At 69.4% G+C, this 26,328-nt stretch carries 25 protein-coding genes; 11 read left to right on the top strand and 14 right to left on the bottom strand.

Annotated features, from left to right (window positions below):
• Nucleotides 1-48: 48 nt before the first annotated feature.
• The 5 genes from ACO07H_RS05640 to ACO07H_RS05620 form a co-directional block, all read right to left on the bottom strand.
• Nucleotides 49-1,374, bottom strand: coding sequence for an ABC transporter substrate-binding protein (locus tag ACO07H_RS05640; protein WP_422012014.1), 1,326 nt, complete (start codon nucleotides 1,372-1,374; stop codon nucleotides 49-51).
• 35 nt (nucleotides 1,375-1,409) lie between these two features.
• The gene (locus tag ACO07H_RS05635) at nucleotides 1,410-2,474 is read right to left on the bottom strand and encodes a branched-chain amino acid ABC transporter permease (RefSeq protein ID WP_422012012.1); all 1,065 of its coding nucleotides are present in this window, start codon (nucleotides 2,472-2,474) and stop codon (nucleotides 1,410-1,412) included.
• A gap of 222 nt (nucleotides 2,475-2,696) precedes the next feature.
• Nucleotides 2,697-3,626: a branched-chain amino acid ABC transporter permease gene (locus tag ACO07H_RS05630; RefSeq protein WP_422012010.1), complete on the bottom strand. Its 930-nt coding sequence runs from the start codon at nucleotides 3,624-3,626 to the stop codon at nucleotides 2,697-2,699.
• Nucleotides 3,626-4,405, bottom strand: coding sequence for an ABC transporter ATP-binding protein (locus tag ACO07H_RS05625; protein ID WP_422012008.1), 780 nt, complete (start codon nucleotides 4,403-4,405; stop codon nucleotides 3,626-3,628). Before ACO07H_RS05625 ends, ACO07H_RS05630 begins: the two co-directional genes overlap by 1 nt.
• Nucleotides 4,402-6,429, bottom strand: a complete 2,028-nt coding sequence (locus ACO07H_RS05620; RefSeq protein ID WP_422018594.1) for an AMP-dependent synthetase/ligase — start codon at nucleotides 6,427-6,429, stop codon at nucleotides 4,402-4,404. The genes ACO07H_RS05625 and ACO07H_RS05620 overlap by 4 nt, the downstream gene beginning before the upstream one ends.
• A 54-nt stretch (nucleotides 6,430-6,483) precedes the next feature.
• Here ACO07H_RS05620 and ACO07H_RS05615 point away from each other — a divergent pair, with 54 nt between their 5' ends.
• Entirely contained in the window at nucleotides 6,484-7,203 is a 720-nt protein-coding gene (locus tag ACO07H_RS05615; protein ID WP_422012006.1) for a Crp/Fnr family transcriptional regulator, read from the top strand.
• A 16-nt stretch (nucleotides 7,204-7,219) separates the two neighbouring features.
• Here ACO07H_RS05615 and ACO07H_RS05610 read toward each other — a convergent pair whose 3' ends face one another.
• From ACO07H_RS05610 to ACO07H_RS05600, 3 genes are all read right to left on the bottom strand, one after another.
• A complete protein-coding gene (locus ACO07H_RS05610; protein ID WP_422012004.1) occupies nucleotides 7,220-7,780 on the bottom strand; it encodes a GNAT family N-acetyltransferase in 561 nt (186 codons plus the stop codon).
• 213 nt (nucleotides 7,781-7,993) lie between these two features.
• Nucleotides 7,994-9,874 carry a molecular chaperone HtpG gene (gene htpG / locus ACO07H_RS05605; RefSeq protein ID WP_422012002.1) on the bottom strand — a complete coding sequence of 627 codons (1,881 nt, stop codon included), beginning with the start codon at nucleotides 9,872-9,874 and terminating at the stop codon, nucleotides 7,994-7,996.
• Between the two features lie 143 nt (nucleotides 9,875-10,017).
• On the bottom strand, nucleotides 10,018-11,142 hold the full coding sequence (locus ACO07H_RS05600; RefSeq protein WP_422012000.1) for a 3-deoxy-7-phosphoheptulonate synthase: 1,125 nt from the start codon (nucleotides 11,140-11,142) through the stop codon (nucleotides 10,018-10,020).
• 256 nt (nucleotides 11,143-11,398) lie between these two features.
• Between ACO07H_RS05600 and ACO07H_RS05595 the strand changes: the two genes are divergently transcribed.
• The gene (locus ACO07H_RS05595) at nucleotides 11,399-12,178 is read left to right on the top strand and encodes a fumarylacetoacetate hydrolase family protein (RefSeq protein ID WP_422011998.1); all 780 of its coding nucleotides are present in this window, start codon (nucleotides 11,399-11,401) and stop codon (nucleotides 12,176-12,178) included.
• Between the two features lies 1 nt (nucleotide 12,179).
• Here ACO07H_RS05595 and ACO07H_RS05590 read toward each other — a convergent pair whose 3' ends face one another.
• Complete coding sequence (locus ACO07H_RS05590; RefSeq protein ID WP_422011996.1) at nucleotides 12,180-12,476, bottom strand: hypothetical protein; 297 nt, start codon at nucleotides 12,474-12,476, stop codon at nucleotides 12,180-12,182.
• Nucleotides 12,477-12,725: 249 nt separating this feature from the next.
• Here ACO07H_RS05590 and ACO07H_RS05585 point away from each other — a divergent pair, with 249 nt between their 5' ends.
• A complete protein-coding gene (locus ACO07H_RS05585; protein ID WP_422011994.1) occupies nucleotides 12,726-13,376 on the top strand; it encodes a discoidin domain-containing protein in 651 nt (216 codons plus the stop codon).
• 25 nt (nucleotides 13,377-13,401) lie between these two features.
• Here the strand turns inward: ACO07H_RS05585 and tldD are convergent, their stop codons facing one another.
• The gene (gene tldD / locus ACO07H_RS05580; RefSeq protein WP_422011992.1) at nucleotides 13,402-14,865 is read right to left on the bottom strand and encodes a metalloprotease TldD; all 1,464 of its coding nucleotides are present in this window, start codon (nucleotides 14,863-14,865) and stop codon (nucleotides 13,402-13,404) included.
• 169 nt (nucleotides 14,866-15,034) lie between these two features.
• Between tldD and ACO07H_RS05575 the strand changes: the two genes are divergently transcribed.
• On the top strand, nucleotides 15,035-16,225 hold the full coding sequence (locus ACO07H_RS05575; RefSeq protein WP_422011990.1) for a PQQ-dependent sugar dehydrogenase: 1,191 nt from the start codon (nucleotides 15,035-15,037) through the stop codon (nucleotides 16,223-16,225).
• Here ACO07H_RS05575 and rsmI read toward each other — a convergent pair.
• Nucleotides 16,200-17,132: a 16S rRNA (cytidine(1402)-2'-O)-methyltransferase gene (gene rsmI / locus ACO07H_RS05570; protein ID WP_422011988.1), complete on the bottom strand. Its 933-nt coding sequence runs from the start codon at nucleotides 17,130-17,132 to the stop codon at nucleotides 16,200-16,202. The genes ACO07H_RS05575 and rsmI overlap by 26 nt on opposite strands.
• Here rsmI and ACO07H_RS05565 point away from each other — a divergent pair.
• The 3 genes from ACO07H_RS05565 to ACO07H_RS05555 are packed head-to-tail and all read left to right on the top strand — an operon-like array spanning nucleotide 17,125 to nucleotide 18,749.
• The gene (locus ACO07H_RS05565; RefSeq protein ID WP_422011986.1) at nucleotides 17,125-17,517 is read left to right on the top strand and encodes a YraN family protein; all 393 of its coding nucleotides are present in this window, start codon (nucleotides 17,125-17,127) and stop codon (nucleotides 17,515-17,517) included. The two genes, rsmI and ACO07H_RS05565, sit on opposite strands and share 8 nt — an antisense overlap.
• A 30-nt stretch (nucleotides 17,518-17,547) precedes the next feature.
• Nucleotides 17,548-18,117 (top strand): SIS domain-containing protein, encoded by a 570-nt coding sequence (locus tag ACO07H_RS05560; protein ID WP_422011984.1) that lies wholly within the window; start codon nucleotides 17,548-17,550, stop codon nucleotides 18,115-18,117.
• A 20-nt stretch (nucleotides 18,118-18,137) separates the two neighbouring features.
• Complete coding sequence (locus tag ACO07H_RS05555; protein ID WP_422011982.1) at nucleotides 18,138-18,749, top strand: BON domain-containing protein; 612 nt, start codon at nucleotides 18,138-18,140, stop codon at nucleotides 18,747-18,749.
• Between the two features lie 30 nt (nucleotides 18,750-18,779).
• Here the strand turns inward: ACO07H_RS05555 and ACO07H_RS05550 are convergent, their stop codons facing one another.
• The 3 genes from ACO07H_RS05550 to ACO07H_RS05540 all read right to left on the bottom strand — a co-directional run bounded on the left by ACO07H_RS05550 (nucleotide 18,780) and on the right by ACO07H_RS05540 (nucleotide 22,013).
• Nucleotides 18,780-19,670, bottom strand: a complete 891-nt coding sequence (locus ACO07H_RS05550) for an NAD(P)-dependent oxidoreductase (RefSeq protein ID WP_422011980.1) — start codon at nucleotides 19,668-19,670, stop codon at nucleotides 18,780-18,782.
• A gap of 2 nt (nucleotides 19,671-19,672) precedes the next feature.
• A complete protein-coding gene (locus ACO07H_RS05545) occupies nucleotides 19,673-20,809 on the bottom strand; it encodes a PilT/PilU family type 4a pilus ATPase (RefSeq protein WP_422011978.1) in 1,137 nt (378 codons plus the stop codon).
• A gap of 160 nt (nucleotides 20,810-20,969) precedes the next feature.
• Entirely contained in the window at nucleotides 20,970-22,013 is a 1,044-nt protein-coding gene (locus tag ACO07H_RS05540) for a type IV pilus twitching motility protein PilT (RefSeq protein WP_422011976.1), read from the bottom strand.
• A 25-nt stretch (nucleotides 22,014-22,038) separates the two neighbouring features.
• Between ACO07H_RS05540 and ACO07H_RS05535 the strand changes: the two genes are divergently transcribed.
• The 4 genes from ACO07H_RS05535 to ACO07H_RS05520 are packed head-to-tail and all read left to right on the top strand — an operon-like array spanning nucleotide 22,039 to nucleotide 26,169.
• Entirely contained in the window at nucleotides 22,039-22,716 is a 678-nt protein-coding gene (locus ACO07H_RS05535; protein WP_422018593.1) for a YggS family pyridoxal phosphate-dependent enzyme, read from the top strand.
• The gene (locus tag ACO07H_RS05530; protein ID WP_422011974.1) at nucleotides 22,713-24,137 is read left to right on the top strand and encodes a PLP-dependent aminotransferase family protein; all 1,425 of its coding nucleotides are present in this window, start codon (nucleotides 22,713-22,715) and stop codon (nucleotides 24,135-24,137) included. Before ACO07H_RS05535 ends, ACO07H_RS05530 begins: the two co-directional genes overlap by 4 nt.
• A gap of 44 nt (nucleotides 24,138-24,181) precedes the next feature.
• Nucleotides 24,182-24,892 (top strand): c-type cytochrome, encoded by a 711-nt coding sequence (locus ACO07H_RS05525; RefSeq protein ID WP_422011972.1) that lies wholly within the window; start codon nucleotides 24,182-24,184, stop codon nucleotides 24,890-24,892.
• Complete coding sequence (locus ACO07H_RS05520; RefSeq protein WP_422011970.1) at nucleotides 24,889-26,169, top strand: c-type cytochrome; 1,281 nt, start codon at nucleotides 24,889-24,891, stop codon at nucleotides 26,167-26,169. The genes ACO07H_RS05525 and ACO07H_RS05520 overlap by 4 nt, the downstream gene beginning before the upstream one ends.
• The last annotated feature ends 159 nt before the right edge of the window (nucleotides 26,170-26,328 follow it).

The following is a 26,328-nucleotide window of genomic DNA, read 5'->3' as shown; positions in this document are numbered from 1 at the left end:
CCGGCTGGGCATGGGCATCAACCAAGAACAGCGAGTCACAGCGCAACCTCAGCTCTGACACTCAGCCGGCGTGCGCCGCGTCAGCTTCTTCTCGCCCGCGTACTTGTCCGCCGCCGCCTTGATCATCGGCTTCAGGATCTGGTCGTCCGCCTGGTACCAGTCCGACGACAGGTTCCACCTGGCACCATCCCACGTGTGGATGCGCGCCCAGCTCGAGCCCTGGTGGTCGGTGCAGCTCGTGCTGATCGGCCGGATCACGCCCGTCAGGCCCAGCGACGCCAGCTTCTTGTCGTCCAGCGCCAGGTTCTCCAGGCCCCAGCGCACCTGCTCGCCGGTCATGACCTTGCCCTTGCCGAAGCGCTCCTGCGCTCGCCGGATGGCCTCCACGCTGAGGGCCGAGATGACGAGGCCGCGCGTGTACAGCACCGAGCCCACTTCGTCCTTCGGCCCCGCGCCCTGCCCCTTCTCGTGCACGTACTTCAGCACGTCCTGGATGACCTTCGGGCTCTGCCCCGAGGTGTTCAGGTTCAGCGCGTTGTAGCCCTTGGCGCCCTCGCCCACGTCCTTGGTGTCGGGCTCGGCGCCCGCCCACCACACGCCGTACATCTTCTCGCGCGGATAGCCGGTGGCCTGGGCCTCCTTCAGCGCGGTGGAGTTCATGACGCCCCAGCCCCACAGCAGCACGTAGTCGGGCCGCGCCTGGCGCACCTGCAGCCAGGCCGACTTCTGCTCCACGCCCGGCGCGGTGACGGGGATCTTGACGAGGTCGAAACCGTGCATCTTGCTGCGCTCGTCCAGCAGCGGGATGGGCTCCTTGCCGAACGGGCTGTCGTGGTAGACCAGCGCGATCTTCTTGCCCTTGAGCTTGTCCAGCCCGCCCTCCTTCTTGCCCAGGTGCTGGATGAGGATGTCGGCCGCCGTCCAGTAGCTGCCCATCAGCGGGAAGTTCCACGCGAACACGCCGCCGTCGGCCGATGCCGACAGGCCATAGCCCAGCGTGACCAGCGGGATCTTGTCGTGCGGCACCTTGTCGGTCAGCGCAAAGGTGATGCCGGTGGCCTGCGGGTCGAACAGCGCGGCGCCGAACTGGCCCTTGCCCTTGAGCCGCTCGTAGCACTCCACGCCCTTGTCGGTCGCGTAGCCGGTCTCGCATTCCTCGAAGGTCAGCTTCACGCCGTTGATGCCGCCGTCGCGCGCGTTGATGAGCTTGAGGTAGTCCTGCTTGCCGTTGGCCCAGGGCGTGCCGTTGGGCGAGTAGGGGCCGGTGCGGTAGACCAGCAGCGGGATGAACTGTTCCTTGGCCGCCTGGGCCTGCACGGCGGGCGTGGCGAGTTGCAGGGCGGCCAGGGCCGCGCAGGTGATGAGCGTCTTCATGGGTCTGTCTCCTGTCGTCGTTGTGGTTTGCGGGATCAGTGAGGAAACGGCCAGAGGCGCAACTTCTCCTTCGCCGTGGCCCAGAGCCGCGCCAGGCCGTGCGGCTCCTTGATGAGGAAGAACACGATCAGCGCGCCGAAGATCATCAGCGCCAGATGCGCCGCCGTGGCGGTGTCCATGGGCAGGCCGGTCCAGTACGGCAGCTTGTCCAGCAGCAGCGGCAGCACGACGATGAAGGCCGCGCCGAAGAAGGCGCCGGAGATGGAGCCCAGCCCGCCGATGATGACCATGAACAGCAGGTCGAACGAGCGGTTGATGCCGAAGGCCGCCGGCTCCCACGAGCCCAGGTGCACGAAACCCCACAGGGCGCCTGCCACGCCGATGATGAAGCTGCTGACGGCAAACGCGCTGAGCTTGGCCTGCATGGGCCGGATGCCAATGACGGCGGCCGCCACGTCCATGTCGCGCATGGCCATCCATGAGCGGCCGATGTGGCCGCGCACCAGGTTCTTGGTCGCCAGCGCGAACACGACCACGAAGGCCAGGCACAGCAGGTAGCGCGCCGCAGGCGACTCGAGACTGACGCCCAGGAGACTCAAGCCCGAGATGCTGACCGAGCCCGAGGACGAGCCGTTGGTGACCCAGGGCAGGCGCAGGCAGGCCCAGTCGACGAAGAACTGCGCCGCCAGCGTGGCCACCGCGAGGTACAGGCCCTTGATCCGCAGCGACGGCAGGCCGAATGCCACGCCCAGCACCGTGGCGCCGAGGCCGCCGGCCAGCAGCGAAACGATGAGCGGCATGCCTTCGACGCGCGCCTGGCAGTTGTAGGCCGCATAGGCACCGACGGCCATGAAGGCGCCCGAGCCGAGCGAGATCTGGCCGCAGTAACCCACGAGCACATTCAAGCCGAGCGCCGCCAGCGACAGGATCAGGAAGGGGATGAAGATGGCGCGCAGCAGGTACTCGCTGGAGACCATGGGCACGACGATGAAGGCCACGGCCATCAGCACGGCAAAAGCGATGCGGTCTTGCCGGATGGGCAGGATCTGGCTGTCCGCCGGGTAGGTCGTCTTGAACTGGCCGTTCTCTCTGTAAAGCATGTTCTTAGTCAGTTGAGGACAGAGCTACTCGCTTCGCTCGGGCGGTCTGTCCCGCAAGGTCATCAGACGCGATCAATGATCTTTTGCCAGTTGCCGGCCCAAGGCCGACAACTGTCTTCGATCCACGTCTCGCGCGAGCGCGAGACGACGCCCTCCGATTGCGGTGCGCTTCGCTTGTCTCGCTTCGCAAGCCAACCTCCATCGAATGTCGTATCGATCGCGTCATACGCGATCGATGATCTTCTCGCCGAACAAGCCCTGCGGCCGCACCAGCAACACAACAAGCACCAGCACGTAGCCGAACCAGTACTCGATGCCGCCACCCAAGTGAGGCCCGATGTAGGCCTCCGACAGCTTCTCCCCCACACCGATCAGCAGCCCACCGACGATGGCGCCAGGCACGCTGGTCAACCCGCCGAGGATGACCACCGGCAGCGCCTTCAGCGCCACCAGAGACAGCGAGAACTGCACGCCCAGCTTGCTGCCCCAGATCATCCCGGCCACCAGCGCGACGAAGCCGGCCACGCTCCAGACGATGACCCAGATGCGCGACAGCGGGATGCCGATGCTCTGCGCGGCCTGGTGTTCGTCGGCCACGGCGCGCAGCGCGCGGCCGGTGGCGGTCTTCTGGAAGAACAGGCTCAGGCCGGCCACCAGCGCCGCCGCGATCAGCGCCGCGTAGAGGTCTTCCTTGCTGACCAGGATGCCGCCCTCGAAGGTCTGCTCGAACAGGAACATCGGGTCCTTGGGCAGGCCGATGTCGATCTTGTAGATGTCGTTGCCGAACAGCATCTGGCCCGCGCCTTCGAGCAGGTAGGCGATGCCAAGTGTGGCCATCAGCAGCGTGATGCCTTCCTGGTTGACGAGCTTGGACAGCGCCAGCCGCTCGACCAGCCAGGCCACGACCACCATGACCGCCAGCGCGCCGGCAAAGGCCAGCAGGTTGACGACGATCTTGCCGTCCAGGCCCGTGTATTTCGGAATCCACTCGGCAAAACGCGCCATCGCCAGCGCGGCGAACAGCACCATCGCGCCCTGCGCGAAGTTGAAGACACCGCTGGCCTTGAAGATCAGCACGAAGCCCAGCGCGATCAGCGAATACAGCATGCCGGCCATCAGGCCGCCGATCAGTGTTTCCAGGAACGGTCCCATCAGTGGCTCGCTCCGAGATAGGCCTTGATCACGTCCTCGTTGCGACGCACCTCGTCCGGCGCCCCATCGCCGATCTTCCTGCCGTAGTCCAGCACGACGACGCGGTCCGAGATGTCCATCACCACGCCCATGTCGTGCTCGATCAGCACGATGGTGGTGCCGAACTCGTCGTTCACGTCCAGGATGAAGCGGCACATGTCCTGCTTCTCCTCCACGTTCATGCCGGCCATGGGTTCGTCCAGCAGCAGCAGGCTGGGCTCCATGGCCAGGGCGCGGCCGAGGTCGACGCGCTTTTGCAGGCCATAGGGCAGGCGGCCGACGGGCGTCTTGCGCCAGGCCTGGATTTCGAGGAAGTCGATGATGCGCTCCACCGACTCGCGCTGCTCGCTTTCCTCGCGCCGCGCGGGGCCCAGGTGCAGCGCCTGCCAGAACAGGCCGCGACGCATGCGCAGGTTGCGGCCTGTCATCAGGTTGTCCAGCACGCTCATGCCCTTGAACAGCGCCAGGTTCTGGAAGGTGCGGGCCACGCCCATCTCGGCGACCTGGCGCGGGCTCATGCCGCGGAAGGTCTTGCCGCGCAGTGTGATGGCGCCTTGCTGCGGCTGGTAGACCCCATTGATGCAGTTCAGCATCGAGCTCTTGCCCGCGCCGTTGGGGCCGATGATGGCGCGCACCTCGTGCTCGCGCACGTCGAAGCTGATGTCGGTCAGCGCCTTGACGCCGCCGAAGGCCAGCGAGATGTTCTTCACGTCGAGGACGACATCGCCGATGGTCTTCATGCCGCAGCGCCCTTCACGGCAGGAAACGTCCTGGCTTCGACGATGCGCAGGTCCGCCGCGATCAGGGCCGTGCGGCCGTCCTCGAACTTCACCTGCGTCTGGATGAATCGCGACACCTTGCCGTCGTACAGCGCGGCGATCAGCACGCCGTATTTGTCCTGGATCGCGCCACGCCTGACCTTGCGCGTGCGCGTCAGCTCGCCGTCGTCGGCGTCCAGCTCCTTGTGCAGGATCAGGAAGCGGCTGATCTGGCTGCCGGCCAGCAACTCGTCCTGGGCCAGGTCGGCGTTGACCTTCTCCACGCAGTCCAGGACTAACTCGTAGACCTCGGCGCGCTGGGCCAGGTCGGTGTAGCCGGCATAAGGCAGGTTGCGCCGTTCGGCCCAGTTGCCCACGGCCTCGAAGTCGATGTTGATGAAGGCACACACCTTCTCGCGGCCATCGCCGAAGCACACCGCCTCCTTGATGTGCGGGAAGAACTTCAGCTTGTTCTCGACGTACTTGGGCGCGAACATGGCGCCGTCGAAGGGTCCGCCCCCCGGTACATGAAGCCGGCCCACGTCCTTGGCGCGGTCGATGATCTTCAGGTGCCCGCCGGCCGTCAGGAAGCCCGCGTCGCCGGTGTGGAACCAGCCGTCAGCGTCCAGCGCCTCGCGGGTGGCGGCGTCGTTCTTGTAATAGCCCTTGAGCAGCCCCGGCGAGCGCACCAGCAGCTCGCCGCTGGCGGACAGCTTGATCTCCACGCCGTCGATGGGCACGCCCACCGTGTCCGCGCGCGCCTCGTGGTCGGGCTGCAGGCACACGAACACGGCCGTCTCGGTCGAGCCGTAGAGCTGCTTGAGGTTGATGCCGATGGCGCGGTAGAAGCTGAACAGGTCCGGGCCTATGGCCTCGCCCGCCGTGTACGCGACGCGCACGCGCGAGAAGCCCAGCGTGTTGCGCAGCGGCCCGTAGATCAACACGTCGCCCAACGCATAGGCCAACCGGTCCAGCAGGCCCACGGGCTGCCGGTCCATGCGGCGCGGGCCGACGCGGCGGGCCAGCGCCATGCAGCGCTCGAACAGCCAGCGCTTCGGGCGGGCGGCGTCTTCCATGCGGATCATCACCGTCGTCAGCAGCGCCTCGAACACGCGCGGCGGCGCGAAGTAGTAGGTCGGGCCGATCTCCTTCAGGTCGATGCTGACGGTCGACGCCGACTCCGGGCAGTTGACGACATAGCCCACCGCCAGCCACTGCGCGAAGCTGAAGATGTTCTGGCCTATCCAGGCGGGCGGCAGGTAGGCCAGCACCTCCTCGCGGTCGGTCAGCCGGTCGAAGCGCTGGCCGGCCAGCGCGCGGTCGATCAGCGACGCATGCGTGTGGATGACGCCCTTGGGATGGCCCGTGGTGCCCGACGTGAAGAACAGCGCCGCCACGTCATCCGGTCGTCCGGCGGCGACCTCGGCGGCGAAGAACCCGAGCCGCTCCGCCGCCTGCGCCCGCCCCTGGGCGACCAGGTCGTCCAGCGATGCCAGGCCCGGCTCGTCGTAGTGGCGCAGGCCGCGCGGGTCGTCGAACCAGATGCGCCTGAGCTGCGGGCAGGACTCGCGCAGCTCCAGCAGCTTATCGATCTGCTCCTGGTCCTCCACGACCGCGAATGCGATCTCGGCGTTGTTCAGCGGGAAGACGAACTCCGCGGCGACGGCATCCTGGTACAGCGGCACCGGCACGGCGCCGAGCGACTGCGCGGCCAGCATGCTCGCGTACAGCCGCGGCCGGTTCTCGCCGACGACGACCAGGTGCTCGCCGCGCCGCAACCCTGCCGCCGCCAGCCCCAACGCCAGCTCCTGCACGAGTGCCGCGAGCTGCGCCCAGCTGAGCGTCTGCCACACGCCATAGGCCTTCTCGCGCAACGCGGGCGCGTCGGGCCGGCGGGCGGCATGGTCGAGCAAGAGCCCTGGGAAGGTCGTCAAGCCTGTCTCCGGTTGCGGGGCTGAAGCCACCGTCTGTATGGCGCCGATTCTGGTGAGTACTTTGACGCCCATCTGTCGGTACGACGACAATTTACGGGTCTCCACGGCCCAGACTTTCCCGCCCCCATGGCCGATGCCCTCCCGTTGACGCTGCGCCAGCGCGCGCGCCGGCCCACGCCGGCCGAGCTGGACGCCATCCCGTGGCTGGCGCTGCTGGACGGCAACCAGCGCGAGCGCGCCATCGCCGCCCTGGCGGTGGCCGACGCAGGCCCCGGCGAGCGGCTGTGCCGCATCGGCCGGCCAGCCACCTTCTGGTTCGGCGTCGTCGACGGCCTGCTGAAGATGAACAACGACGACTCCACCGGCCAGGCCGTCACGTTCACCGGCATCCCGCCGGGCGGCTGGTTCGGCGAGGGCACGCTGCTCAAGCGCGAGAGCTACCTCTACAACATCCAGGCCCTGCGGCCCAGCACCGTGGCCGGGCTGCCCATCGACGGCTTCCATGCACTGCTGGACGACAGCATCGCGTTCAACCGCTTCGTGCTCAACCAGCTCAACGCGCGGCTGGGGCAGTTCATCGCGGCACGCGAAACGGACCGCATCCACGACCCCGACGTGCGCGTGGCGCGCAACCTGGCCGCACTCTTCCACCCCCTGCTGTACCCGGGCGTGGGCAGCTGGCTGCGCATCACGCAGCAGGAGCTGGGCTATCTGGTGGGCTTGTCGCGCCAGCGGGTCAACCAGGCGCTGCACGGCCTGAGCGGCGCCGGCCTGATCCGCATCGAGTACGGCGGCCTGCGGGTGCTGGACCTCGACGGCCTGCGGCGCTTCACGGGCTGCCGCTGATCAGCCCGTCAGTCGATCAGGCGGCGAAGGCGACCGCTTCGGGTGCGCCGCGAGGCAGCTCGGCCCAGCGTGACGCCGTCAGCTCGTACAGCAGTGCCGGCGCGCTGCCGGGGCCGTCGGCCAGCGCGCCCATCAGGCGCATGCCCAGACCTTCCAGCGTCTTGCGCGTGGGGGCGTTGCTGGCCAGCACGGCAGCGGCGACAACACCCTCGTGGCGCTGTTCGAACGCCTGCGTCATCGCGTACTGGGCCATCTCGGACGCCAGGCCGCGGCCCCAGGCCTGCGGCGTGATGCGGTAGTAGAGATAAAGGCCCGTATGGCCGGCCACGCTGCGGTGCATCAGGCCGCCGAAACCGATCAGCGTGTCGGGCTGCTCACGCTCGGCGATGGCCCAGTGGCCGAAACCGCGCGCCTGCCAGTGGGCGATCCAGGCCTGCAGCTGCGCCTCGATGGCCGCTCGCCCATAGGGCACGGCGGCGGCGCAGAAGCGGTTCACGGCCGGGTCCGCATGCAAGGCCGTCAGGACGTCCAGATCGCTGTCCTTGGGCGGGCGCAACACCAGGCGTCGGGTGACCATGGCTGCCGGTACGGCGGGAACGGGCTCGCTGAACTCAATCTGGACCATGAACTCGAGACTCGGTGAAAACCCGTAGGAGGGTAGCCGCGAGCCTGAGTTCGGGGAAGCCCGGGGTGCCGGGAGTTGTCGCATTCCCGTCACAAAACCACGTAAAGCTGACTATCCAGTCAGCCTTGCGGGCGCCGGGGCTGCCGCCAGCCCCGGGTCAGGCCATCAACCGGCCAGCAGCGCGTTGACGCGCTTCACATAGGCCGCCGGATCTTCCAGATGGCCGCCTTCGGCCAAGACAGCTTGGTCGAACAGCACCTGGGCGAGGTCGTCGAAGTGCGCGCTGCCGTCCAGGCGCTTCACCAGCGCATGCTCCGCGTTGATTTCCAGCGTCGGCTTGCTCTCGGGCGCGCTCTGGCCGGCCTGCTTCAAGAGGCGCGCCAGGTGGCCGCTGACGTCGCCCTCTTCCACGACGATGCAGGCGGGCGAATCCACGAGGCGGGTCGTCACGCGCACATCCTTGGCGCGGTCCTTCAGCGCTTCTTTCAGCTTGTCGAGCAGCGGCTTCAGGCTCTCGGCCGTTTCCTCGGCCTTCTTCTTCTCGTCCTCGTCCTGCAGCTTGCCCAGGTCGACGGCGCCCTTGGCGACGGACTGCAGCGTCTTGCCCTCGAACTCGTAGAGGTGGCTCAGCATCCACTCGTCCACGCGGTCCACCAGCAGCAGCACCTCGATGCCCTTCTTGCGGAAGATCTCCAGCTGCGGGCTGTGCTTGGCGGCGGCCAGCGAATCGGCGGTGATGTAGTAGATGACGTCCTGGCCGTCCTTCATGCGGCCCACATAGTCCGCCAGGCTGACGTTCTCGTCGGCCTGCGTGGAGGCGAAGCGGAACAGCTTGGCCAGGCGCTCCTGGTTGGCATGGTCCTCGCCGATGCCTTCCTTGAGCACCTGGCCGAAGTCCGTCCAGAAGGCCGCGTACTTGGCGCGCTCGGCTTCGTCCTCGCTGTTGGCCAGGCTCTCCAGCATGCCCAGCACGCGCTTGGTGGAGCCCTCGCGGATGGCGCGCACGTCGCGGCTTTCCTGCAGCAGTTCGCGGCTGACGTTCAGCGGCAGGTCGGCCGAGTCGATGACGCCCTTCACAAACCGCAGGTAGACCGGCATCAGCGCCTCGGCATCGTCCATGATGAAGACGCGCTTCACGTACAGCTTCACGCCGCCGCGCTTGTCGCGGTTCCACAGGTCGAACGGCGCCTTCTTCGGGATGTAGAGCAGTTGCGTGTACTCGCTGCGGCCTTCCACGCGGTTGTGCGTGTAGGCCAGCGGCGCCTCGGTGTCGTGGCTGATCTGCTTGTAGAACTCTTCGTACTGCTCGGGCGTGATGTCGCTCTTGCTGCGCGACCACAGCGCCGAGGCCTTGTTGACCGGCTCCCACTCGTCCGTGACGACCTGCTTGGCGGCTTCCGCGTCCCAGGTCTCCTTCTTCATCAGGATGGGCAGGGAGATGTGGTCGCTGTACTTGGCTACCGTGGACTTCACGCGCCAGGTCTTCAGGAACTCCTCCTCACCCTCGCGCAGATGCAGGATGACGTCCGTGCCACGGCCCGCCTTGGTGATGGTCTCCAGCTCGTACTCGCCGGTGCCCTCGCTGCTCCAGCGCACGCCCTGGTCGGCGGGCAGCCCGGCGCGGCGCGTCTCGACGGTGATGCGGTCGGCGACGATGAAGCCCGAGTAGAACCCCACGCCGAACTGGCCGATCAACTGGGCGTCCTTCTTCTGGTCGCCTTCGAGCTTGGCCATGAACTCGCGGGTGCCGCTCTTGGCGATGGTGCCCAGGTGCGAGGCAGCCTCGTCCGCACTCATGCCGATGCCGTTGTCGCTGATGGTCAGCGTCTTGGCTTGTTCGTCGAAGCTGATGCGCACTTCGAGGTTGGGGTTGTCTTCAAACAGCGCGGCGTTGTCCAGCGCCTCGAAACGCAGCTTGTCGCAGGCGTCGCTGGCGTTGCTGACCAGCTCGCGCAGGAAGATTTCCTTGTTGGAGTACAGCGAGTGCGTGACGAGGTGCAGGATCTGCTTGACTTCGGCCTGGAAGGCGTGGGTTTGCTTGGTCATGGCGGGTTGGCAATCTGGAAACGGAACGCGGCCCATATCGGGCCGCGTGGTGGGGATTTCAAGAGGCCGGATTATTTCAGGCACCACGCCAGGCCGGCGCGACTGGCGCTTCGGGCCGATCGCCAGGACGCTGCCCAGCCGGCTCAGCGGCGCGCCTTGACCGCGTCGGCGAGCACGTCCAGCACGGCCAGCGAGTCGTCCCAGCCCAGGCAGGCGTCGGTGATGCTCTTGCCATAGGCCAGCGCGGCGGGGTCGTCCTTGCCCGGCGTGAACTTCTGGGCGCCGTCGTTGAGGTGGCTTTCCACCATGACGCCGAAGATGCTGTTGCCGCCCTCGCGCATCTGCGCGGCGATGTCGCGGGCCACGTCCAGTTGGCGCAGGTGCTGCTTGCTGGAGTTGGCGTGCGAGCAGTCCACCATCAGCCGCTCGGACAGGCCGGCCTTGGCCAGGTCGCCACAGGCCTCGGCCACGCTCTGGGCATCGTAGTTGGGCGCCTTGCCGCCGCGCAGGATGACGTGGCAGTCGGCGTTGCCGCGCGTCTCGACGATGGCGACCTGGCCGTTCTTGTGCACCGACAGGAAGTGGTGGCCGCGGGCGGCCGCCTGGATGGCGTCTGTCGCGATCTTGATGTTGCCGTCGGTGCCGTTCTTGAAGCCGATGGGCGCCGACAGGCCCGAGGCCAGCTCACGGTGCACCTGGCTTTCCGTCGTGCGCGCGCCGATGGCGCCCCAGGCGATCAGGTCGCCGATGTACTGCGGCGAGATGACATCCAGGAACTCGCTGCCGGCCGGCACGCCCAGGCGGTTGATCTCCAGCAGCAGTTGGCGGGCGATGCGCAGGCCTTCGTCGATGCGGTAGCTCTCGTCGAGATACGGGTCGTTGATGAGGCCCTTCCAGCCCACCGTCGTACGCGGCTTCTCGAAGTACACGCGCATGACGATTTCCAGCGTGTCGGCATGCTTGTCCCGTTCCACCTTCAGCTTGCGGGCGTACGCCAGCGCCGCGGCCGGGTCGTGGATGGAGCAGGGGCCGATGACGACCAGCAACCGGTCGTCATCGCCGCTCATGATGCGGCGGATGCGCTGGCGCGTCTGGCTGATGAGCCCCTCCATGGCCGTGCCGCGGATGGGGAAGAAGCGGATCAGGTGCTCCGGCGGCGGAAGCGGCGTGATGTCGAGGATGCGCTCGTCATCGGTGGCACTGGTCTTGTCGTCCTGGGAGTACCAGCGCTGGGCTTCAGGTTCGACGGAGGAGACTTTGGCGTTCATCGTTTGCACCTCGGGAATGAAAAAACCGCCGGGCTTTGGAGGCCCGGCGGTTTCTGGGGAGTCTGGGTTCAGCGCGCGCGCTCAGGACTCTCCACCGCCGGGGCGGGGGAAAAACCAGAAGCCGAAATAAGCTGCGCTGAACATGGGAACGGAATCTAGCACGGCCACCGGCGCGAGCTTTCGGCAGCGGGCAAGCCCGGCTTGACCGGTGAGCACGCTTGGCCGTCAATGCAGACCTATTCACAGGAGACACCCCATGCAAAGACGCCACGCCCTGGGTGCCGCCGTCACCGGCCTCGCCGCCGCCGGCTGCGCCTCTACAGCGCCCACCACCGGGGCGAGTTCCCCATTCACCGTCGCCCAGCCGGTCGTGCCCATCGAGGGCAGCCCCGAGGTCTTCCCGGTGCGGCGCATCTACTGCATCGGCCGCAACTACGCGGCGCATGCCCGCGAGATGGGCTCGGACCCGACGCGCGAGCCGCCCTTCTTCTTCCAGAAGCCCAGCGACGCGGTGCAGTTCGTCGCGGCCGGCACCACGGCCAGCCACCCCTACCCCACGCTGACCAAGAACTACCACTACGAGCTGGAACTGGTCGCCGCGCTGCACAAGGGTGGCAGGAACATCCCGGTCGAGCGGGCGCTGGACCTCGTCTACGGCTATGCGGTGGGCCTGGACATGACGCGCCGCGACCTGCAGCGCGGCATGGGCGACCAGAAGAAACCCTGGGAGATCGGCAAGAGCTTCGACCGCTCCGCGCCCATCGGCCCCCTCCACCGCGTCGCCCAGGTCGGCCACTTCACGCAGGGCACGATCACGCTGAAGGTCAACGGTGCCGTGAAGCAGGATGCCAATCTGAACCAGATGATCTGGAGCGTGGCCGAGCAGATCGCCCAGCTGTCGCAAGCCTTCGAGCTGATGCCCGGCGACCTCATCTACAGCGGCACGCCGGAAAACGTCGGCCCGGTGGTGCCGGGCGACCTGATGGAAGGCTCGATCGCGGGGCTGCCGCTGCTGAGCGTCAAGGTCGTGGGCTGACTCAGCGCGATGCCGACGAGGCCGGCGCGCTGGCCGCCATGCCGTCGCCGCCCGTCGGCTGCATGGGCCGCCCGTTCGCGCCTTGCGCCGCCTGGCCGGCCGTCATCGCGCCCACCGCGGGCGGTGCATCCGGATGGTCGGACGCGCCGCGCAGGTCGGTGCTGGGCGTGACCTGGGTGCCCACTTCCGTGCTGGGCGCGGGCGGCGTGGGCGGTGCCTGCGGACGGCAGGCCGCCAATGACGCCAATGCGACGGACGCCATCAACGTGGCCTTGAGCAGCGAGGGAGGGATGCGCATGGGGTGTTCCTGGTTGATGCACGCCAGACCGACAACGAACGCAGGCGCGTGCGACCTGCCGACAAGTTAGCGGCCGTCGCTCGGGGCCGGCGTCGGCGGCAGCCGAGACGTCTGTAGGCGGACGACGCGGCCTCGCCGCCCGCCCCTGGGTCGCGGGGGGCGATGGTCCTTGCGGGCTGCGCATCCTGCGTAAACCCGGGACAGGACCGCCGCCCGCGTTGCCTGCGACAACCACGCAAGCCCATCCATATGACCCTCCAGACCTTCTCGCTCCGCACCCTGCCTGCCGCGCTGGCCCTCGCTGCGGCCTGCGCCACCCACGCCCAGGCCATCGAACTGACCGCCCTGCCCGGCGTCGTCGCCAGCGCCAATGCCTGTTACCTGAATGCCAACTGCACGCCGGGCACCGCGTGGGCGGCGGCCAACGTCATCGACGGTGTGGATGACGACCTGACCGGCAACCATTCGTGGAGCGCAGGCACCTGGGCTGGCGCCGGTGCGCCGCAATGGGTGCGGCTGGATTTCGACAGCACCTACCAGCTGGAGGTCGCCGAGCTGCGCTTCACCTACAACGGGCCCGCCTACGCCGGCTATTTCAACAACTATGAGTTCCGCACCAGCCTGGACGGCGTCAGCTGGGATGTCGCGGCCAGCGGCTCACTGATCGACAGCGCCGACGCGGCGCTCAGGAACAACACGTGGACGTGGACCGCCGGCAGCGGCCCGGTGGCCCGCTACGTGGAGTACCGCGTCGTCAGCGGCAGCCACTGGGCGGCCCTGGGCGAGATGCGCGTGCTGGGCGAGGTCGCCGCGGTGCCGGAACCGGGCACCACCGCGATGCTGCTCGCCGGCCTGGCTGCGGTGGGTCTGCTGACGCGTCGCCGCCTGACGCAGGACTGAACCGCGACACCCGCCGCGGCCGACGTCAGGCCGTGCCGCCCACCGTGAGGCCGTCGATGCGCAGCGTCGGCTGGCCCACGCCCACCGGCACACTCTGGCCTTCCTTGCCGCAGACGCCCACGCCGGTGTCGAGCTGCATGTCGTTGCCGATCATGCTGACGCGCGTCAGCGCGTCCGGCCCGTTGCCGATGATGGTGGCGCCCTTGACGGGGTACTGGATCTTGCCGTTCTCGACCCAGTAAGCCTCGCTGGCCGAGAACACGAACTTGCCGCTGGTGATGTCGACCTGGCCGCCGCCGAAGTTGGTGGCGTACAAGCCCTTCTTGATGGACGCGACGATTTCCTTGGGGTCGTCCTTGCCGCCCAGCATGTAGGTGTTGGTCATGCGCGGCATCGGCACGTGGGCATAGCTCTCGCGGCGGCCGTTGCCAGTGGGAGCGACCTTCATCAGGCGCGCGTTCATCGCGTCCTGGATGTAGCCCTTCAGGATGCCGTCCTCGATGAGCACGTTGCGCTGGCTGGCACAGCCCTCGTCGTCGACGTTCAGCGAGCCGCGCCGGTCGGGCAGCGTGCCGTCGTCCAGCACCGTGACGCCCTTGGCCGCCACGCGCTGGCCGATGCGGCCGGCGAAGGTGCTGGAGCCCTTGCGGTTGAAGTCCCCCTCCAGGCCGTGGCCCACCGCCTCGTGCAGCAGCACGCCGGGCCAGCCCGGGCCGACGACCACCGTCATCTCGCCGGCCGGCGCGGGGCGGCTGTCGAGGTTGGTGAGCGCCGCGTGGACGGCATGGTCCACGTAGCTGGCGATCATCTCGTCGGTGAAATAGGCCAGGCCGAAGCGCCCGCCACCGCCGCCCGAACCCACCTCGCGGCGGCCGTTGCTCTCAGCGATGACCGTGATGGACAGGCGCACCAGCGGGCGCACGTCGGCGGCGATGGTGCCGTCGGCACGCGCGATCAGCACCACCTCGTGCTCCGCCGCCAGACCGGCCATCACCTGCGCCACGCGCGGGTCCTTGGCGCGGGCCATCTTCTCGGCGCGCTCCAGCAGCGCGACCTTGGCCGAGCTGTCGAGACTCGCGATGGGGTCGGAGACGCCGTACAACTCGCGGCTGCCTGCCACACGGCCCTGCGAAGGGACCTTCACCTTGCGGCTCTGCCCGGCGGCGGCGATGGTGCGCACGGTGCGGGCCGCGTCCAGCAGCGACGCCAGCGAGATGTCGTCGGAATAGGCGAACGCCGTCTTCTCGCCGGCCACGGCGCGCACGCCCACGCCCTGGTCGATGCTGAAGGAGCCGCTCTTGACGATGCCCTCTTCCAGGCTCCAGCCCTCGGCACGCGTGGTCTGGAAGTACAGGTCCGCATCGTCGACCCGGTGCTCGGTGATGAGGCGCAAGGCCTGGCTCAGCGACGCTTCGGTCAGGCCAAAGGGCTCCAGCAGTTGCGAGCGGGCGGTGGCCAGGCGGGCCAGGGTGGGTTCGACGGCGATCATGGGGCGATTCTAGGAAAGCCGCGCCGCGGGGTGGCGAATCGCTGACCCTGCTGGCGGCAAGGCCGCACCACCGTGGCGTTTACATACGTTCACAAGTCAGGCGCAACTAGGGGTGGCGGCTGCAGGGGCCGGCCCGCGAGCATGGGGCAAACCTCCAAGGAGACCCTGCATGAAAGCCTTGCTCGCCTCGACGACCCTGGCCCTCGCCGCCCTCGCCGGCCCCGCAGCCGCCTTCACGCAGATCGGTGCGGGCTACACGCAGCCCGTGTTCCTGACCACGGCGGGAGACGACCGGCTGTTCGTTGTCGAGAAGGGCGGCGTCATCAAGATGCAGCAGGGCGGCACGGTATCGACCTGGTTCGACCTGTCGGCGCAGGTGGACACCGGCGGCGAACGCGGCCTGCTGGGCCTGGCCTTCGACCCGGGCTTCTCGACCAACGGCCGCTTCTACGTGGACTACATCGACAAGACCACGCTGAACACCGTCGTCGCCAGCTACACGGTCAACGCGTCGGGCATGGTGGACCCGGCCAGCGGCCGCACCATCATCACCGTCGCGCAGCCCGCCGGGCGCAACAACCACAAGGGTGGCTGGATAGGCTTCAACGCGCAGGACCCGGGCAACCTGTACATCGCCACGGGCGACGGCGGCAGCGGCAACGACCCCGACAACAACGCGCAGAACCTGAACAGCAACCTCGGCAAGCTGCTGCGCATCACGCCCAACGCGGCGGGCGGCTACACCGTGCCCACCAGCAACCCCTTCGTGGGCGTGGCCGGCAACGACGAGATCTGGGCCTACGGCCTGCGCAACCCCTACCGCAACAGCTTCGACCGCACGACGGGCAACCTGTGGATCGGCGACGTGGGCCAGGGCGCACGCGAGGAGATCAACTTCGCCAAGTTCGGCACCGGTGCGGGCGCCAACTACGGCTGGCGCGTGCGCGAAGGCACGATTGCCACGCCGGGCATCAACGATCCGATGCCGCTGAACCTGACCGACCCGATCTTCGACTACGGCCACGACGTGGGCGCCTCCATCATCGGCGGCTACGTCTACCACGGGCCGGATGCCGCGCTGGACGGCCGCTATGTGTTCGGCGACTTCGTGTCGGGCCGCATGTGGAGCCTGCTGGAGGTCAACGGCGTGGCCACCAACGTCACCGAATTCGCCTCGCCCTTCGGCGCCAACACGCTGACGAGCTTCGGCGAAGGCGCCGACGGCGCGCTGTACGCGGTGGGCATCGACGGACGCATCTTCCTGCTGGCCGTGGGCGCGGTGCCGGAGCCCGCGACTGTGGCGATGCTGGGCCTGGGCCTGGCGGTGCTGGCGCTCAGGCGCCGTCGCGCTGCTGCTTGAGCTGCAGCGCCGCGTCGTAGAGGCGGTTGCGCGACTCGCCGCTGATCTGCGCGGCCAGTGCCACCGCCTGCTTCACCGGCAGCTCCGCCACCAGCAGCGCCAGCACGCGCTGCGCTTCCTCGGGCAGGCTGTCCGCACTCGCGGCCACCGGCGCGCGGGCGTGCAGCACCAGCACGAACTCGCCGCGCAACCGCTGCGCATCGGCGGCGAACCAGCCCGGCAGCGTGGCGGCCTCGGCGGTGTGCACGGTCTCGAACTGCTTGGTCAGCTCGCGGCAGACCGTCACACGCCGCTCGGGCGCCAGCTCGGCCAGCAGCGCCGCCAGCTCGGCGATGCGGTGCGGCGCCTCGAACACGACCTGGCTCTGCCGCTCCACGGCCAGCAGCGCCTGCAAGGCCGTTCGGCGCTCGCCGGTCTTCGTGGGCAGAAAGCCCGCGAACGCGAAACCCTGAGCCGCCGTGTCGCCGGCCACGCTGAGCGCCGCCACGGCGCTGCTCGGGCCGGGCAGCGGCAGCACGCGGTAGCCCGCAGCCACGACCGCCTGCACGAGCACCGCGCCCGGGTCCGAGATGGCGGGCGTGCCGGCATCCGACGCGTAGGCCACGCGCTCGCCCGCAGCCAGTCGCGCGACGACGCCGGCGCTGGCCTCGCGCTCGTTGTGCTGGTGCAGCGCGACCAGCGGCTTGTGCAGCCCCAGGTGGCGCAGCAGCTGGGCGCCCTGGCGCGTGTCCTCGCAGGCCAGTGCATCGGCCACGCTCAGGGCGTGGATGGCGCGCAGGCTCAGGTCCGCCAGGTTGCCGATGGGCGTGGCGACGAGGTAGAGCGTGGCGGCCGGATACTGCTGGCCACCGGCCGCGGCCTGAGCGGCCTGGCGCAGCAGGGACTGATCGGAAACAGCGATGTTCAACTGGGGCTCTCGTTCAAGACCGGCCACCAAGACGTCGGGCGACGCGGCCGAGGATGCGGCGCTGGCACACCTGCAGCGCGCGGGCCTGCGCCTTCTGGAGCGGAATTATCGAGTCGCCGCCGGCCCCAGCCGCCGCGCCGGCGAGGTGGACCTGATCCTGCAGGACCGCGACGGCACGCTGGTCTTCGTGGAAGTGCGTGCGCGCGCCGACGCATCGCACGGCGGCGCAGCCGCCAGCGTGACCGCGAAAAAGCAGCAGCGGCTGATCTACGCCGCCCAGCACTACCTGCTGCGCCATGCCAGCCCGCCGCCCTGCCGCTTCGACGTCGTCGCCATCGACGGCGACCACCTGACCTGGTTGCAGGCCGCCTTCGATGCGGGGTGACCTCGGGGTTGACCCTATCATCCGCCCCGCATGATTGAACAACGCATCCAGCAACAGTTCTTCGAAAGCGCCGACCTGCTCTACCAGGCGGCCGAACAACTCGCCCGGCCTCTGGCCATGGCCGCCCAGATGGTGGTGGACGCCATCACCGGCGGCAACCGCATCCTGTGCGCGGCCCACGGCCTGGCGGCGCTTGACGCCGACTACCTCGCGGCCCGGCTGGCCGGCCGCTTCGAGCAGGAGCGCCCGGGCCTGGCGGCCTGGAGCCTGGCCGCCCAGGCGCGCGACGCCGCCGGGCTTGACCTGGCGCGGCTGTTGCAAGCCCACGGCCACCCCGGCGACGTGCTCGTCATGATCGAGCCGCTGCGCGAGCAGCGCGACGCCTGGTCGAACGCCCTGGCCGCGGCGCATTCGCAGGAGATGAGCGTCATCGCCCTGACCGGCGGCGCCACGGACGAGTGGCGCGGCCTGCTGCAGGACACCGACATCCAGATCCGTGTCGGCCACGCGCGCGAGCCGCGCGTTGTCGAGGCGCAGCGCGTGCTGCTGCATGCCTTGGTCGACGCCGTCGACGTGCAGCTGCTCGGCAGCGACGAATAACCTTTTTGCCTGGGAACCCGATGAAGCCTCTGAACCGCACCCTGATCGCCGCCGCCCTCGTCAGCCTGCTTGGCAGCGGCTGTGCCCCGCTGATCATCGGCGGCGCCATGGTCGGCGGCGTGTCCGTCGCCACCGACCGCCGCACCTCCGGCACGCAACTCGAAGACCAGACCATCGAGATCAAGGCCGGCGCCCGCATCCGCGAACAGCTCGGCGAGCGGGTCCACGCCAACGTCAACAGCTACAACCGCATCGCGCTGATCACCGGCGAGGCGACGAGCGAGGCCGACCTGGCCCGGCTGGAGCAGGTCGTCGCCGGTGTCGAGAATGTGCAGCGCGTGATGAACGAAGCCGCCGTCATGGGCGCCAGCTCGCTGTCGAGCCGCTCCAACGACGTGGTCATCCAGAGCAAGGTCAAGGCGCAGTTGATCGACGCGCGTGACCTGATCAGCAGCGCGTTCGACGTGGTCGTCACGCGCGGCAACGTCTACCTGATGGGCCGCGTGACCGAGCGCGAGGCGGCCCGCGCCACCGAGATCGCACGTCAGATCAGCGGCGTGGTCAAGGTCGTGCGGGCGTTCGAGATCATCAGCGAGGACGAGCTCGCACGCACCGTCCCCAAGAAGCCCTGAGCGTCGCGCGCCGGTGGCGCGCCTGACGGATCAGAGCCGCTTGATGAGGCTGGACGTGTCCCAGCGGTTGCCGCCCTGCGCCTGCACGTCGGCATAGAACTGGTCCACCAGTGCCGTCACCGGCAGGCGCGAGCCGTTGCGGCGCGCCTCGTCCAGCACCAGGCCCAGGTCCTTGCGCATCCAGTCCACCGCGAAGCCGAAGTCGAACTTGCCTTCGACCATGGTCTTGCCGCGGTTGTCCATCTGCCAGCTCTGCGCGGCGCCCTTGCCGATGACGTCCAGCACCTGCGCCATGTCCAGGCCCGCGTTCTGGCCGAAGCGAACCGCCTCCGCCAGGCCTTGCACGACCCCGGCGATGCAGATCTGGTTGACCATCTTGGCGAGCTGGCCCGACCCGGGGCCGCCGAGCAGCGTGACCGCCTTGGCGAACGCCAGCGCGATCAGCCTGGCGGCTTCGAACGGCGCGGATTCGCCGCCGCACATCACCGTCAGCGCGCCGTTGACGGCACCGGCCTGGCCGCCGGAGACCGGCGCGTCGATGAAGTGCAGGCCCTGCACGCTCGCCACCGAATGCAGGTCACGCGCCACCTCGGCCGACGCCGTCGTGTGATCGATGAACACCGCACCCGGCACCATGCCGTGGAAGGCCCCCGACTCGCCCAGCACGACCGAGCGCAGGTCGTCGTCGTTGCCGACGCAGCAGAACACGAACTCGGCATCGCGCACGGCCTCGGCCGGCGTGGCGGCGACGCTGCCGCCGTACTCCTTGGCCCAGGCCTCGGCCTTGGCGGTGGTGCGGTTGTAGACGGTGACCTGGTGGCCGGCGCGCGCCAGGTGGCCGGCCATCGGATGGCCCATGACGCCCAGGCCCAGGAAGGCGACGCGGCGGGAGGGAACGGGGTCGTAGGTGCGTGTGCTCATGCTCAAACAATCGTCAAGTGTTCGGTGCCGGAGGAAAGATCGCCGCTGCGGGCGCGCTCGCTGTTGAGCTTGATCTGCAGGCGCAGGTCGTTGACGGAGTCGGCGTTGCGCAGCGCGTCCTCGTACGTGACCTTGCCGGCTTCGTAGAGGTCGAACAGCGCCTGGTCGAAGGTCTGCATGCCCAGCTCGCGCGAGCGCTTCATCAGCTCCTTGATCTCGGTGATCTCGCCCTTGAAGATGAGGTCGGACACCAGCGGCGAGTTCAGCAGGATCTCGACCGCCGCGACGCGGCCCTTGCCCTCGCGCCGGGGCAGCAGGCGCTGGCTGACGAGGGCGCGCAGGTTCAGCGACAAGTCCATCAGCAGTTGCTGGCGGCGGTCTTCGGGGAAGAAGTTGATGATGCGGTCCAGCGCCTGGTTGGCGCTGTTGGCGTGCAGCGTGGCCATGCACAGGTGGCCGGTCTCGGCGAAGGCGACGGCATGCTCCATCGTCTCGCGGTCGCGCAGCTCGCCCATCAGGATGACGTCGGGCGCCTGGCGCAGCGAGTTCTTCAGCGCGGCCTCCCAGGAGTCGGTGTCCAGGCCCAGCTCGCGCTGCGTGACGATGCAGTTCTTGTGCGGGTGCACGAATTCGATCGGGTCCTCGATGGTCACGATGTGGCCGTAGGTCGTCTCGTTGCGCTCGTCGATCATCGCGGCCAGCGACGTGCTCTTGCCCGAGCCGGTCGCGCCGACGACGATGACCAGGCCGCGCTTGTGCTGCACCACCTCGCGCAGCACGACGGGCAGGTCCAGCGACGTGATCGTCGGCAGCGTGGACGGGATGGTCCGCAGCACCAGGCCCACCTGGCCCTGCTGGATGAAGGCGTTGACGCGGAAGCGCCCGACGCCGTGCGGCGAGATCGCGAAATTGCACTCCTTGGTGCGCTCGAACTCGGCCGCCTGCTTGTCGTTCATGATGGCCCGCGCCAGCTGCAGCGTGTGCTGGCCCGTCAGCGGCTGGGGCGACACCTTGGTCAGCTTGCCGTCCACCTTGATAGCCGGCGGGAACTCGGCGGTCAGGAACAGGTCGGAGCCCTTGCGCGACAGCATCAGCCGCAGCAGGTCGTTGATGAATTTCGAGGCCTGATCGCGTTCCATGAGTTGGATCCTTGTCACCCGCATTCTGGGCTGTTCGGGCCGAGCGCCGGGCCGCTCCCAAGCCGGCCCGCGATGCAATCCGATGGGCGCCTTGCGCGCATCGGATTGCACCCCCTCGGGGGGTGGCCCAGCGTACCCGCTGGGCCGGGGGCTCACACATTCAGCCTGGGAAATTCTCTGGGAACTTGGCTTTGGACCGGGCTTCCGCCGGCGAGATGATGTTGCGGCGGACCAGGTCGGTGAGGTTCTGGTCCAGCGTCTGCATGCCCTGGCCGTTGCCGGTCTGGATGGACGAATACATCTGCGCGACCTTGTTCTCGCGGATCAGGTTGCGGATGGCCGAGGTGCCCAGCATGATCTCGTGCGCCGCGACGCGGCCGGTGCCGTCCTTCAACTTGCACAGGCTCTGCGAGATGACGGCCACCAGCGATTCCGACACCATCGCCCGCACCATCTCCTTCTCGGCCGCCGGGAACACGTCGACGATGCGGTCCACCGTCTTGGCGGCCGACGAGGTGTGCAGCGTGCCGAAGACCAGGTGGCCCGTCTCGGCGGCGGTCAGCGCCAGGCGGATGGTTTCCAGGTCGCGCATTTCGCCCACCAGCACGCAGTCCGGGTCCTCGCGCAGCGCCGAGCGCAGCGCGTTGGCGAACGAGTGCGTGTGCGGGCCGACCTCGCGCTGGTTGATCAGGCTCTTCTTGCTCTCGTGCACGAACTCGATCGGGTCCTCGATGGTCAGGATGTGGCCGTACTCGTTCTCGTTGAGGTGGTTGACCATGGCCGCCAGCGTCGTGCTCTTGCCGGAGCCGGTCGGGCCGGTCACCAGCACCATGCCGCGGGGTTTCAGCGCCAGTTCCGCGAACACCTTGGGCGCGTTGAGCTGCTCCAGGCTGAGGATCTTGCTCGGGATGGTCCGGAACACGGCGCCCGCGCCGCGGTTCTGGTTGAAGGCGTTGACGCGGAATCGCGCCAGGCCCTGGATCTCGAACGAGAAGTCGACCTCCAGCGTCTCCTCGTACACCTTGCGCTGCGAGTCGTTCATGATGTCGTACACCATGTCGTGGACCGCGCGGTGGTCCAGCGCCTCGACATTGATGCGGCGCACGTCGCCATGCACCCGGATCATCGGCGGCAGGCCGGCCGAGAGGTGCAAGTCCGAGGCCTTGTTCTTGACCGAAAATGCCAGCAGCTGAGTGATGTCCATGGTGTGCGAATAAGTAGCTCGGCTGATTATGGCGATCCCAGACTCCCTGCAAGCCACCAATAACCGCATTGCTGCGGCATGTGCCGCAACCGGCCGCGTCCCTGACGCGGTCCGCCTGCTGGTCGTCAGCAAGACTTTCCCCGGCTCCGCCGTGCGGGAAGCCTTCGCCGCCGGTGCCCGCGCCTTCGGCGAGAACTACGTGCAGGAAGGCCTGGCCAAGATCGCCGAGCTGGACGATTGCCGCAGCCAGCTCGAATGGCACCTGATCGGCCCGCTGCAGTCCAACAAGACGCGGGGGGTGGCCGAAGCGTTCGACTGGGTGCAGTCGGTGGACCGGCTCAAGATCGCCGAGCGGCTGTCCGAGCAGCGCCCGGCCGCGCTGGCGCCGCTCAACATCTGCCTGCAGGTCAACATCAGCGGCGAGGCCAGCAAGAGCGGCTTGCTGCCCGGCGACGTGTCGGCGCTGGCACGCCAGGTCGCCGCGCTGCCCCGCCTGAGGCTGCGCGGCCTGATGGCCATCCCCGAGCCCGGCCCCGAGGCCGCCGCCCAGCATGCGGCCATGGCGGCGTTGTTCAACGACCTGAAGGCGGCAGGCCTCGGCGTGGACACGCTGTCGCTGGGCATGAGCGCCGACCTCGAAGCCGCCATCGCCGCTGGCTCCACGATGGTGCGCGTCGGCACGGCGATCTTCGGCGCGCGGTGAGCGACGCCGCGCCGCCCGAACGCCCGCTGTACCGCCAGCTGGCCGACGACATCGCCGCGCTGGTGCGCAGCGGCGCGCTGCGCCCGGGCGAGCGCCTGCCCTCCGTGCGCCAGACGCAGGCCAGCCGCGGCTGCAGCGCGGCCACCGTCTTCCAGGCCTACCACCTGCTGGAATCGCGCGGCCTGGTGCGCGCGGCGCAGCGCTCCGGCTACTTCGTAGCTCCCTCGGCACCCCCGCCACCTGTGCTGCCGCCGCGCGAGCCGCAGCCGGTCGCGGTCAGCGAGATGGTGTTCCAGCTGCTGGGCACCGGCGAGCACGACATCCACGCGCCCCTGGGCTCGGCCTTCCCCAGTGCCACGCTGCTGCCGCTGGACGCGCTGCGCCGCGCGCTGGCGGCCGGCAACCGGCGCCTGAAGCCCGCCGAGCTGACGCAGCACCTGCCGGGCGGCCATGCCGAATTGCGGCGCCAGATCGCCGTGCGCTACCTGCGCCAGGGCCTGAGCGTGTCGCCCGACGAAATCGTGCTGACCGACGGCGCGCTGGAAGGCCTGAACCTGTCGCTGCAGCTGCTGACCCGCCCGGGCGACGCGGTGCTGATCGAATCGCCCGGCTTCTACGCCGCGCTGCAGGCGCTGGAGCGGCTGGGGCTGCGCGCCGTCGAGGTGCCCGGCGATGCCGCCGAGGGCGCCGACCTGGACGCGATGGCCGCCCTCATCGCCCGCCACGCGCCCAAGGCCTGCTGGCTGATGACCAGCTTCCAGAACCCGCTGGGCAGCCTGATGCCGCCCGAGAAGAAGCGCGCGCTGGTGGCGCTGCTGGAGCGCCACGGTGTCCCGCTGATCGAGGACGACGTCTACGCCGAACTGCCGCACGACGGCGCGCCGCCGCTGCCGGCCAAGGCCTTCTCGACGCGCGGCGAGGTGCTGCACGCCGGCTCGTTCGCCAAGACGCTGGCGCCGGGCTACCGCGTCGGCTGGGTGGCGGCGGGCCGCTTCGCACCGGCGCTGCTGCGCGCCAAGCTCAGCCAGAGCCTGTCGGGCTCCTGGCCGGCGCAGGCCGCCGTCGCGCACTACCTGGCCGGCGGCGACTACGACCGCCACCTGCGCGCCCTGCGCCGCGCGCTGGCCGAGCAGCAGCGCGCGCTGCGGGCCGCCGTGCTGCAGCACTTCCCGGCCGGCACGCGCGTCACGCGGCCGCTGGGCGGCTACTTCGTCTGGGTGGCGTTGCCCGCCGGGCACGACAGCCTGGCGCTGCACCGCGCCGCGCTGGCCGAAGGCATCAGCCTGGCGCCCGGGCCGCTGTTTTCGGCCAGTGGCGAGTTCGGCCACTGCCTGCGGCTGAACAGCGGCCAGCCCTGGACGCCCGCGCTGGCGCGCGCCGTGGCGCGCCTGGGTGAACTGATACGGTCGTGCCAGGGCTGATCTGCTCCTTACGCGGCGCTGGCCATGCAGGCAAGATGGCGGGCATGCGCCGTCTCGCCTGCCTGCTGGCCGCCCTGCTCTGCCTCACCGCTGCCGCCCAGCCCGCGCCGGACGCTACGGCGCCTCGCCTGGTGCCCGACACGCTCGCGCAACGCGCCCTGGCCTGCACCGGCTGCCATGGCAAGGAAGGCCGCGCCGCGCCGGACGGCTACTACCCGCGCCTGGCGGGCAAGCCGGCGGGCTACCTCTACAACCAGCTGCTGAACTTCCGCGACGGGCGGCGCGACTACGGGCTGATGAGCGAGCTGATCGCACCGCTGTCCGACGCCTACCTGCGCGAGCTGGCGGGCCATTTCGCATCGCTGGACCTGCCCTACCCACCGCCGCAGAAGCCCACGCTCGCGGCCCCCGAGCTGGCGCGGGCGCAGGCGCTGATCCGCACCGGCGACGCGGCACGGCGCCTGCCCGCCTGCACCGCCTGCCACGGCGAACGCCTGACCGGCACCCAGCCCGGCGTGCCCGGCCTGCTGGGCCTGTCGCGCGACTACCTGAACGGCCAGATGGGCGCCTGGCGCAGCGGCCAGCGGCGCGCGCTCGCGCCCGACTGCATGGCCCATGTCGCCAAGACGCTGACCGAGCCCGAGATCAACGCCATCACGCAGTTCCTGGCCGGCCAGGCCATGCCCGCCGATCCGCACCCGGCCGCCGCACTGCCCGCGCCGGCGCCGATGCGCTGCGGCGGCCTGCAGCCATGAAGCGGCTGCTGACCGTCCTCGTCGTGCTGGCCCTGCTGGGCACCGGCGCCGCGTTCGCGCTGCTGGCCTGGCAACGCCATCTGCCGGATGCGACGCCGCCGTCCACCGCCCCTGTCAGCCTGCAGCGCGGTGCCTACCTGGCCGCCGTGGGCAACTGCGCCGGCTGCCACACGGCCCGCGGCGGCGAGCGTCTGGCCGGCGGCCGGCCCATCCCGACGCCGTTCGGCACCGTGTTCTCGTCCAACCTGACGCCCGACGCGACCGGCCTGGCCGGCTGGAGCGCCGAGGACTTCTGGCATGCGCTGCACCTCGGCCAGAGCCGCGACGGCCGGCTGCTGCTGCCCGCCCACCCGGTCACGAACACCACCCTCGTCACCCGCGAGGACGCCGACGCGCTGCACGCCTGGCTGCAGGCGCAGCCGGCCGTGAACGCGCCGCGCCGCGCGCATGAGCTGCGCTGGCCCTACGGCAGCCAGCTTGCCATCGCGGCCTGGCGCGCGCTGTTCTTCAGCCCCGGCACCTACCAGCCCGACCCCGCACGTGATGTCACCTGGAACCGCGGCGCCTACCTGAGCCAGGGCCTGGCGCATTGCAGCGCCTGCCACGCCAGCCGCAACACACTGGGCGGCGACGCCGGTGCGGCGGACTTCCGCGGCGGGCTGCTCGCGGGCCTGGGCTGGGTGGCGCCGTCACTGCACGACCCGGCCGAGGCCGGCGTGCAGCGCTGGCCCGACGCGACGCTGCAGCGCTGGCTGCGCGACGGCCACGTCGACGGCCACGCGGCGCTCGGCCCGATGGGTGAGGTCGTCCTGGGCAGCACGGCGCACCTGGACGATGCCGACCTGGCGGCCATGAGCACCTACCTGCGCGCGCTGCCCGAGCAGGCCGCGGCGCGGCCCGAGGCCGCCGAGCCGGACCCGCGCCGCGTCGAGCGCGGTGCCAAGCTCTACGCCGAGCACTGCGCGTCCTGCCATGGCGCCGACGGCGAGGGCCGGCGTGACGAGTCCGGGGCACTGGCTTACCCGGCGCTCGCCGGCAGCCGCCTCGTGACGCAGGGCAGTCCGGCCAACCTGATCCGCCTCATCGAGCGCGGCGGCTATGCGCCCGCCACGCCGGGGCACCCGCGGCCCTACGGCATGCCACCGTTTGCCGGCGTGCTCGGCGCGGACGATCTGGCCGCGCTGGCCAGCCACCTGCGGCAGTCCTTCGGCCATCGCGCCGGCGAGGTGGACACCGTGCAGGTGTTGCGCCTGCGCGCCGCAGCAGCCGCGCACTGATGTAACAAGCCCCCGAGCGAGGGGGCCCACGTGAACGTTTTCACGCGCGGCCAAAGCTGGGCCACCCGAAATGGCCGCAGGCCGCGACACACTGCGCGCCGGCCCCGGGTAAGGCCGCAAAACCGCAGGCTGTCACGCCTAAAGTGTTGCAAATCGTTG

Origin of the sequence: Roseateles sp. (genome assembly GCF_965229315.1) — a bacterium.
Classification (GTDB): Bacteria; Pseudomonadota; Gammaproteobacteria; order Burkholderiales; family Burkholderiaceae_C; genus Pelomonas.
Note: the sequence above shows the minus strand (reverse complement) of the source record. Positions and strands in the feature narration are given on the sequence as shown.